We start from the raw sequence: 10,166 nt of genomic DNA, 5'->3' as shown, positions 1-10,166 counted from the left end.
TGCTACCAGAATGCGTTAGCAGAGAGAGTCAATGGGATACTAAAACAAGAGTTCCTACTCAATAGATGTCAAGACATCAAAGAGCTCAACCAACTAGTAAAAGAGTCTATTAGTATCTATAACAATATGAGACCACATCTTAGCCTCGGGATGAAAACCCCAAATGAGGTTCATGAAAAAAGCCAGCTGCTAACGCAGTTGGCTTAGCATAAAACTGTCAACGTATTTTAGGACGAGACACTGCGAAAATGAAATTGGAACGCTCGATATCTACAATATCGAATTTCGGGAGCTCGCCGTATCTGTAATACGTCGTTTCGAGAGGCGAGAGTCCAGAGCGTTTCGCACTAGAGATGCTTCACTTCTATTTCTCTTTGCTTATCCATCTTCCTAAATGTGTGTTTATCACTGCTTGCCGCTTTAACGCTTCTGAAAGAGCTTTCTATGTTTGTTTAGCTGAAATGCTACTCCGTTATAAGGAAACTTGTATTATCGCGCTACAGAGTTCGTTGAGGGGCTTTTCGTTAGGTTGGATCAGCGATCTTTTGCTGATTAAGTTTAGTTGTGATTGTATTGAATGAAGTGAGTACGCTAGAGTTGTCACTAGTGTGCAAATAATTGTACATCGTCATTTGCCTCCTTTTTATTCATCCTGCTCGTGTAACTGTTATCGCAATCACACAACCATTTACTCACTATCAAAAGGCTAGTTTTAGTGCAATACACCTTGATCGAGGAATTGAAATTAAATCTGGCGAGACATCAAGGTTTTAGTCGATATTTTTTGTACCCCAATATTTACGGGGTTTTTATGCTTATCACAGCGCTTAGTGTTTCTTTTATTGATTAAATAAATTCTAATTAAAACTATTAAACAGACCTAGATATGTAAAGTCATTGTGATGGTGGCAACTGAGCCTAGGCATTGATTTACTGACCGATCCGCCGTGCAGTTTTGGCGTTTTGGGTGGTAATTACTTTTTACAGCGATTTGCAATTTAAGAGGTTTAGACAAATGCGCGGTGTGATTTCAATTCAAAGTCATGTGGTTTACGGCCACGCGGGAAATAGCTCAGCTGTTTTTCCATTGCAACGTATGGGGTTTGAAGTATTCCCTATCCATACTGTGCAGTTTTCTAATCACACTCAGTATAAAGAAGGCTGGACTGGTCATGCTTTCCCAGCGTCTGATATCGAAGATCTCACGCAAGGTTTAGAAAACATTGGTGCACTGAAAAAATGTGATGCTGTGGTGACGGGTTACCAAGGTAGCGTTGAACAGTGTGAAATGGTTGCTGAGCTGGTTAAAAAAGTGAAGTCTTACAATCCTGCTTCTATCTACGTTTGCGATCCTGTGATGGGTGCACCGGATAAGGGCTGTATTGTTAGCGAAGGGATTTCAGAGTATTTGCTTAATACACTAATGCCGATGGCGGATGTGATTGTGCCGAACCAATTTGAACTGAGTCAGTTTGTTGGCATGGAAATCAACAGCCTAAACGATGCAGTTGCGGCATGTAAGAAGGCATTGACCTTAGGTCCTCAAATCGTACTGGTGAAACACCTGTACTCAATCTCTGACGATAAGTTCTCTATGATGTTGGCATTTGATGATCAATGCTTTATTGCTCAGCGTCCACAGTTGGACTTTGATAAAGCGTTGGTTGGCGTTGGTGATCTTATCTCATCTCTGTTTACGGCAGGATTACTCAAAGATTGGTCGGTCGCACGTGCGTTTAAACACTGCAATGAAGCGGCATATGCTGTGGTGAAGAAAACTCATCAGCTTGGTGAGTGGGAGCTGCAAACTATCGCTGCGCAAGACGAGTTGGTTGAGCCTGTTGAGAAGTTTGATTTGGGTAAGTGTGTACAAGATAACTCATTTACTTACTACTCAATCTAAACCTGAATTAAATAAAAAGCCGTTCGTGAGACCTCTCGCTCATGAACGGCTTTTTGCTTTCTATCTACCCACACATTTTGCCAATATCGCTATCAACTTGGCGTGTAGTTAGATTCGAGTTTAGCGGTTGGCTACTTTGTCTTTTAGCGCTTGTTTTTCCGCTTGAGAGATAAACGCAAGCTCTAGACCATTAATCTGCGCACGGCGAATCTGCTCAGCCGTTAAGCCAGCTTGTGGCGCTGCGACTTCATATTCGTGTGGCAGTTCAATCCCTTCCACTGCAGGGTCGTCTGTGTTGATACACGCCATAACACCGTGATCAAGGAATTGCTTAAGTGGGTGGTTTGCTAGTGACTCGACGGTGCTGGTTTGAACGTTTGAAGTTAAGCACGACTCAATACCAATCTTGTGCTCAGCTAAGTAATCCATCAGCTTTGGATCGTGGATTGCTTTCACACCATGACCGATGCGTGTGGCACCAAGCTCTTGGATCGCCTGCCACATGCTTTGTGCGCCCGCCGCTTCACCAGCGTGAACGGTAACATTGAGACCGGCATCTTTAACTTGGGCAAAGTGTTTTACAAACAGCTCGCCTGGTTGACCCAGTTCATCACCAGCAAGGTCTACTGCCACGATGTGGTCTTTTTGGCTTAGAATTGCATCGAGTTCTTGTTGGCAAGCATCAGTACCAAAAGTACGGCTCATAATACCGATCAGGTTTGCTTTGATGCCAAAGTCACGAATACCCGCTTGCACACCATCCACAACCGCTTCAACCACGCCAGCAACCGGCAGGTTGTGTTTCATTGCCATGTAGTAAGGGGAAAAGCGCAGTTCAGCGTAGTCAATCTGCGCGTTGAGCGCATCTTCAACGTTTTCATAGGCGACGCGACGGCATGCATCAAGATCGCCCAATACAGCGACGCCCCAGTCTAGCTTTGCAAGGAAAGCGACGAGAGAAGGCTCGGCTTCGACAATTTGTACGTGAGGTGTTAGCCCTGCAACATCATTAGCTGGTAAAGCCACTGCAAATTTCTGACCTAACTCAAGAATGGTTTGAGTGCGGATATTGCCATCAAGGTGGCGGTGCAGATCGGTGAGGGGCAAATTCTTAGTTATCATTATACTTAGCTCAATTGTGTGATTTGAGCTAAGTATAAGAAGCAAATTACTGAGTGTCAGCCCAGTAAAGCGCCTATTTCGGTGAAAATTGACTATTCCGGCTTCATGTTAACCAAATCTGTTGGCCAGTCGGCAAATGGCACTGGGCGGCTGTAGAGAAAGCCTTGCCCTTGTGGGCAATCGAGTTGTTTCAGCATTTCTGCCTGTTCTACGGTTTCAATACCTTCCGCGACGATATCTACCTTCATGCCACGTGTCATATTGATGATTGCCGCGACGATAGATGTATCAAGCTGATCGGCTTGTAACTTATTAACAAAGGTGCGTTCGATTTTTAAGCAGTCGAATGGCAACTTATATAGGTAGGCAAGTGAGCTATAGCCGGTACCAAAATCATCAATCGCGATTTGGATGCCCAGATCTCGAATCGCCTGCATATTTTGTATCGTCACTGGATCGTTATCAACTAAGCGCGACTCGGTAATTTCTAGTAGTAAATTCTTCGCTGGCAACTTGGTTTGGCTCAAAATCGCTTGCAGCTCATCTAACAAACCCGCCTGCGAAAGTTGGTTCACTGACAAGTTAACATGCAGGTGGAAGCTGTCATCCCACTTACCTTGCTGCATACCTAAAACCGCATCATGGCAGGCTTGAGTGAGGATCATCTTACCTATCTCTGAAATAAAGCCACTCTCTTCGGCAATGGGGATAAATTCCAGTGGCGAGATCAGCCCAGCACTTGGTGAGACCCAACGAGCCAGTGCTTCTGCGCCAATTACTTTGCCTGATTGGATTTCAACGATAGGCTGGTAATAAGGGATAAATTCTTTGAGCTCGATAGCCTGTTTGATTTTTGCCAACATACGCGTTTTTTTGCGTGAAATGTCCGCCATTTCAGGTTTGTAGTAGCTGATTGAAGCTTGGGCTTGTTTTGCGTTACTGAGCGCGATGCTGCCATTGCGTAGCCAAGTCGTCATACTGCAAGGTTCAATGCCATTCACCACGCCGAGCGATACTTGCAAGATGATACTTTCTTGTCCCATACAAAACGGGGCTGAGAACATCTGTTGAATGCGCCCAGTGGCTAAAGAAATCTCTTCATTTGATTGCGGGCTTGGCAGATAAATAGCGTATTCATCGCCACCGATACGGGCAGTGAGTGCGCCGTCGTCAAATGTCGTTTTGATGCGCTCGGCAATAAGCACCAATAACTGGTCACCACTTAAGTGTCCCATACTGTCATTGATGTTACGGAATTTATTCACGCCGATTAGGATCAAACATCCTTCAAGTTTGGTCAGTTGATCGCAGGTGTTAACTAAGCCTTCTCGACTGTATAGCTTGGTCAAAGAATCATAGCGTAGGCGAGAGCTGATTTCTTCAAATGATGCTTTAAGGTTATCCGCCATATCATTAAAAGCGTGCACCAACATCGACGTTTCGTAGATTTTGCCCGGTTTTGGCATCTCACTATCCCAGTTACCTTGGGCAAGTTGTTTGGCGGCGTTTGCCGTTGAAGTAATTGGTGTCACGGTGCGGTTAAAAGCAAACAGACCGATGATGATGCCAATCGCACTGATCACAAAGCCGATGATCCAGCTATTGTGTTGATTTTCAACCATAGAGCCGAGGAGATCGTGTTCGGCAATTGAAACGCCGATATACCAGTTGAGACCATTGGTATCGTGATATGGCGTAATCAGGTGGAAATAGCGTTCACCCTCGATGTAGGTGGTAAAGAGCTTGTCCGCTTGAGGCAGGGCAATATCATGTGCGTAAAGGGCGCTGGATTGGATCACCGCGTTAGAGCTCTCGGCGCTTAATAAACGCTGTCCTTTCAGGCTTTGCTCGGTACCCCAAGAGATGATGCTGCCACCTGTGGAGTGGGCAACCAGACGACGCTGCTCGTCAAACAAGTAGATCACTGCGCCAGTATTAGTTTGCTGCTGATGCAAGAAAGCATTGAAAGTACTGAGTTTAACATCGCTGACCACAACGCCCTGAAGCGTTTGACCGTAATAGACTGGCTCTATCGCCGAAAGTGTGACTTCTTGGCGCTCATCGGCATTGGCATAAATTGGTGACCAGCGTGAGTCTTTAATGCCAGCGAAAGGCTTATACCAAGGGCGAAAGCGCGGATCGTAATCTTTGATAACAGAGCGTACATTGTTACTCACTTGGTGGTCTTGATAGATCACCAAACCGCGATAGTGAAGATTGTCTTGCAGCATCAGCGTGAAATCATCCACGTCTTCTTTACGCAGACCCACGTACTCACCGTTTTCGCTGCCAAAGCCGATGTTGTCGAGCTGTGGAACGTGTCCATACAAATCGCGGAATTTACTCAGCATTGCGGTTTGAATCGCCGAGACATCATGAGGTTGATACAGAGAGTGCAGCTCAATGCTGTGGCTGAGGGCTAAGCTTGCTTGTAGAGGCTGCTCAAGGAACGATGATAGCTCAAGCTCTACATTATCACTCAACGTTGATAGTTGCTTACGACTCACATCGGTCGCCATTTTCTCATAGTTGCTATTTTGCACTACGGTCAGCACGGTAAAGGTGCAGAGAAAAATCAGCACGAACGGTAAAACCACTGCCGTTCTTAACGTAAATTGGTGGTTGAGCAGCATTACTTTTATTCTTTTAATATGGTGTACTGTAATTGTATTGATTTTATACAATAAGGCGAGCGCTTTATGGCGTAGAACGCTGAGAAATTGACAAAATTATCATTCCGGTGAATTGGTTAATTTTGTCATTGAACGGGCTTAAACGAGCCAAAATAGGTCATTCAAGCCATAAGTGTTCAAATGCCGATTGGTTTAATACAGCTCTTTGAGTTTGCGAGTTAAGGTATTTCTTCCCCAGCCCAATACTTTCGCCGCATCCTGTTTATGCCCGTTGGTATGCTCTAGCGCCACTTCCAATAAAATACGCTCAAACTCGGGTTGCGCGAAATTGAGCAATTCAGTATCGCCATTGGCTAGTGCCTGTTTTGCCCATTGGGTAAGCTGTTGCTGCCAGTTTCCTTCACTATCGTGGTGAATGCTCGCTTTGGCTTCAAGTAATTCAGCAGGTAAATCATTAGGGAGTACCTCACTGCCACTCGCCATCACGGTTAACCAACGACAAATATTCTCTAGTTGACGTACATTGCCGGGCCACTCGAGTTTTGCCAGTGTTTCAATGGTACTTGGGTGCAGGGTTTTCACATCCACCGCCAGCTCTTCAGAGGCAAGCTGCAAAAAGTGTAGTGCTAATTTTTCAATGTCTTGGCGACGCTCACGCAGCGCAGGGATCTGAATGCGAATCACATTGAGGCGATGGAATAAGTCTTCACGAAAATCGCCTTTGTGCACCAATTTTTCCAGATCTTGGTGGGTCGCAGCGACGATGCGTACGTCGACTCGGATCGGAGAATGACCACCGACTCGATAAAACTGCCCATCAGCGAGGACGCGCAAGAGGCGAGTTTGAATATCAAGCGGCATATCACCGATTTCATCGAGAAACAGTGTGCCACCATTGGCTTGTTCAAAACGCCCTTGGCGCACACTGTTGGCACCGGTAAAGGCGCCTTTTTCGTGTCCAAATAGCTCTGATTCAATCAAATCTTTAGGAATCGCCGCCATGTTGAGGGCAATAAATGGATTTTTCGCTCTAGGGCTGTGGCGGTGTAGTGCATGGGCAACTAATTCTTTACCCGTTCCGGACTCACCATTGATCAGTACAGAAATCGATGAGCGCGAAAGGCGACCAATGGCGCGGAAAACCTCTTGCATCGCAGGTGCCTCACCAATGATTTCTGGTGTCGGTTGTAGCTGGTTATCTGCTTTGGCTTGCTGCTGGCGTTGCTCTTGGTTATGGGCGATGGCTCGTTCGACTAAGGTGAGAGTTTCATCAACATCAAACGGTTTCGGTAGGTATTCAAATGCACCTTGCTGATAGGCGTTAACCGCAGCATCAAGATCGGAGTGGGCGGTCATGATGATCACCGGTAAGTCAGGTGATTGCTGATGAACTTGACTAAGTAGCTCTATCCCACTGATGCCGGGCATACGAATATCTGAGATCAAAACGTCAGGAGTTTCTCGCTCAAGGGCAAGTAAGACGCTTTCTCCGTCAGCGAAAGTGTCGCACTTGATATTGGCTGAAGAGAGTGTTTTTTCCATCACCCAACGAATCGAACTGTCGTCATCAACAACCCAGACGTTTCCTTTACTCATAGTTCCTCCTCACAGCCATGCGTTAAATCCTAGCGTTATTATTTGATTGGCAGATAAATCGTAAAACAGGTGTGCCCTGGCCAACTTTCTACGTCTATCTTGCCTTTATGTTGGTCAATTAAGTTTTGTGAAATAGATAAACCCAGCCCCGTCCCTCCATCGCGACCACTGACCATAGGGTAGAAAAGCGTATCTTGCAGATCGGCTGGAATGCCCGGTCCGTTATCTATCACCTCGATGCGCGCTGCTAATTTGTAGCGCTGACCATGAATATTAGCTTGATGCACCGTTCTGGTGCGAATGGTGATCTGCCCTCGCTCTTGGCTAGCTAAGATCTGTCCGGCGTTGCTGACAATGTTCAGTAGTGCTTGCTCAATCTGCTCTACATCCATATTGATGTCAGGCAAGCTGGGGTCATAATCGCGTTCGATAACGATTTGGCTGCCGACATCGAGCTCAACCAGTTGGCGAACTTTTTCGAGAATAAGGTGCAAGTTCTCGCAGCTTTTCTTACCTGGTTTTTGTGGCCCTAGCAAACGGTCGACCAGCGAGCGTAGTCGGTCTGCTTGTTCGATGATGATCTGGGTATATTCTTTAAGGCTTGCATCAGGAAGGCAGCGTTCAAGCAGTTGCGCGGCGCCTCGTAAGCCACCAAGTGGATTTTTGATTTCGTGGGCAAGCCCACGCACCAAAAGTTTTGCCGCTTGTTGCTGGGCATGTTGGTTGAGCTCTTGTGAGAGTCGGCGTTGCTGATCAATCTTGCGCATCTCCACCAAAAGTAGCAGCTCTTTTTGCCAAGTGATTGGGCTGACGGTGACTTCTAACATCAATGGGCGACCATCCACCACAAAGGTGACGTCACTGTCGGTGATGCTTTGACCGCTCTGTAGTGGCTGGGAAAGTAAAGCGAGATCAAGAGAAGCATGCTGAATATGTTTACTCAGCGGAGACGAGATCAAGCGTTTGGCGCTTTGCGAAAACAGCTGCTCTGCGGATGGATTGGCATAACGAATCTGCAGTGACTCGTTCATGATTAAAACCGCAGTTACTTGATGATTCAGTATTGTGGTAGTTAGCTCGACACTCACTCCGATCTCCATTTCCTTGTAATGCACCATGTTGGTGCATTATCGCTAAACTGTTGCTGTTTCTCTATGAGATAAATGGCGAAAACTAGCGTGATAGTATGATCCCGTCGTGGTTTTGCACATCATTGGTGAGAAAGCTCAGTCACTAAGCATGCATTTTCCCTTATAGATAGAGTAATGCAATTTGCTTGCCGTACTAGGTAGCGCCATCTTTCTCTTTCCTCAACTCTCAATTCTCACCTCTCAATTCTCAATTCTTTCTTCTCACCTCACTTTTCCGCTGGGCAAAAAAAAGACCCGCCATCTGGCGAGTCTTATCAAGCTACTGAGTGATTAAACAGAGTAGTAAAGTTCGAACTCAAGTGGGTGAGTCGCCATGTTTACGCGCTCAACATCTTGAGATTTCAGTGCGATGTATGAATCGATGAAGTCATCAGAGAATACGCCGCCTGCAGTTAGGAACTCACGGTCTTCGTCTAGAGCTTTCAGTGCAACTTCTAGAGACTCAGCCACTTTTGGAATCTCTGCTGCTTCTTCAGCAGGTAGATCGTACAAGTCTTTATCCATTGCTTCGCCTGGGTGGATCTTGTTCTTGATACCGTCAAGACCAGCCATTAGTAGACACGCAAACGCTAGGTATGGGTTTGCTGCTGGATCTGGGAAGCGAGCTTCGATACGACGAGCTTTCGGGCTTGGTACCACTGGGATACGGATAGAAGCTGAACGGTTACGAGCTGAGTAAGCTAGCATTACTGGTGCTTCGAAACCTGGTACTAGACGCTTGTATGAGTTAGTTGATGGGTTAGCAAACGCGTTGATTGCGCGAGCGTGCTTGATGATACCACCGATGTAGAATAGAGCTGTTTCAGATAGACCGCCGTACTTGTCACCAGCAAATAGGTTAACGCCATCTTTTGCTAGAGATTGGTGCACGTGCATACCAGAACCGTTATCACCTACTAGTGGCTTAGGCATGAATGTCGCAGTCTTACCAAATGCGTGTGCAACGTTGTGTACTACGTACTTGTAGATTTGGATTTCATCCGCTTTAGTTGTTAGCGTGTTAAAGCGAGTTGCGATTTCGTTTTGACCCGCTGTTGCTACTTCGTGGTGGTGCGCTTCTACTACTAGCCCCATTTCTTCCATGATTAGACACATAGCAGAACGGATGTCTTGAGAAGAGTCAACTGGAGCTACTGGGAAGTAACCGCCTTTCACGCCTGGACGGTGACCTTTGTTACCGCCTTCGATTTCAGAACCTGTGTTCCACGCTGCTTCTACGTCGTCGATCTTGAAGAAAGAACCAGACATGTCGTTAGAGAACTTCACATCATCAAATAGGAAGAACTCCGGCTCTGGACCAACAAGAACAGTGTCTGCGATACCGGTAGCGCGCATGTAGTCTTCTGCACGTTTAGCGATTGAGCGTGGGTCACGGTCGTAACCTTGCATTGTTGCAGGCTCTAAGATGTCACAACGGATGTTTAGCGTTGCGTCTTCTGTGAATGGGTCAAGAACAGCTGAAGATGCGTCAGGCATCATCACCATGTCTGATTCGTTGATACCTTTCCAGCCAGCCACTGAAGAACCATCAAACATCTTACCTTCTTCGAAGAAGTCTGCGTCGATCTGGTGCGCAGGGATAGAGATGTGTTGCTCTTTACCTTTCGTATCAGTAAAGCGTAGGTCAACAAACTTAACTTCGTTTTCTTGAATCAGTGATAAAACGTTTTCTACTGACATCTTGGATAACCTCCAGTGTTATTAAAGCGGTGTATAGCTCGGTTAACTAAATCATATCTTGAATAAGTTGAAATTTGAGCT

Annotated in this window: 7 protein-coding genes; 2 read left to right on the top strand and 5 right to left on the bottom strand. The window is 46.1% G+C overall.

Annotation, left to right across the window (positions count from 1 at the left end; translation table 11 throughout):
- Positions 1-207, top strand: a 207-nt coding sequence (locus DPF93_RS10200; protein WP_164675314.1) for an integrase core domain-containing protein, incomplete at its 5' end; no start/stop codon positions are given.
- 808 nt (positions 208-1,015) lie between these two features.
- Entirely contained in the window at positions 1,016-1,903 is an 888-nt protein-coding gene (gene pdxY, locus DPF93_RS10195) for a pyridoxal kinase PdxY (RefSeq protein ID WP_114766080.1), read from the top strand.
- Between the two features lie 120 nt (positions 1,904-2,023).
- Here pdxY and add read toward each other — a convergent pair whose 3' ends face one another.
- The 5 genes from add to glnA all read right to left on the bottom strand — a co-directional run bounded on the left by add (position 2,024) and on the right by glnA (position 10,085).
- Positions 2,024-3,025 (bottom strand): adenosine deaminase, encoded by a 1,002-nt coding sequence (add, locus tag DPF93_RS10190; protein ID WP_114766079.1) that lies wholly within the window; start codon positions 3,023-3,025, stop codon positions 2,024-2,026.
- Between the two features lie 92 nt (positions 3,026-3,117).
- The gene (gene gepA / locus DPF93_RS10185) at positions 3,118-5,658 is read right to left on the bottom strand and encodes a phosphodiesterase GepA (RefSeq protein WP_114766078.1); all 2,541 of its coding nucleotides are present in this window, start codon (positions 5,656-5,658) and stop codon (positions 3,118-3,120) included.
- 192 nt (positions 5,659-5,850) lie between these two features.
- Entirely contained in the window at positions 5,851-7,254 is a 1,404-nt protein-coding gene (glnG, locus tag DPF93_RS10180) for a nitrogen regulation protein NR(I) (protein WP_114766077.1), read from the bottom strand.
- Positions 7,255-7,292: 38 nt separating this feature from the next.
- Positions 7,293-8,342, bottom strand: coding sequence for a nitrogen regulation protein NR(II) (gene glnL, locus DPF93_RS10175; RefSeq protein ID WP_114766084.1), 1,050 nt, complete (start codon positions 8,340-8,342; stop codon positions 7,293-7,295).
- 333 nt (positions 8,343-8,675) lie between these two features.
- Positions 8,676-10,085, bottom strand: coding sequence for a glutamate--ammonia ligase (gene glnA, locus DPF93_RS10170; protein ID WP_075651984.1), 1,410 nt, complete (start codon positions 10,083-10,085; stop codon positions 8,676-8,678).
- Positions 10,086-10,166 lie beyond the last annotated feature (81 nt).

The sequence above is a fragment of the Vibrio rhodolitus genome (genome assembly GCF_003350325.1).
GTDB lineage: Bacteria > Pseudomonadota > Gammaproteobacteria > Enterobacterales > Vibrionaceae > Vibrio > Vibrio rhodolitus.
This window is presented reverse-complemented; position numbering and strand designations above follow the sequence as displayed.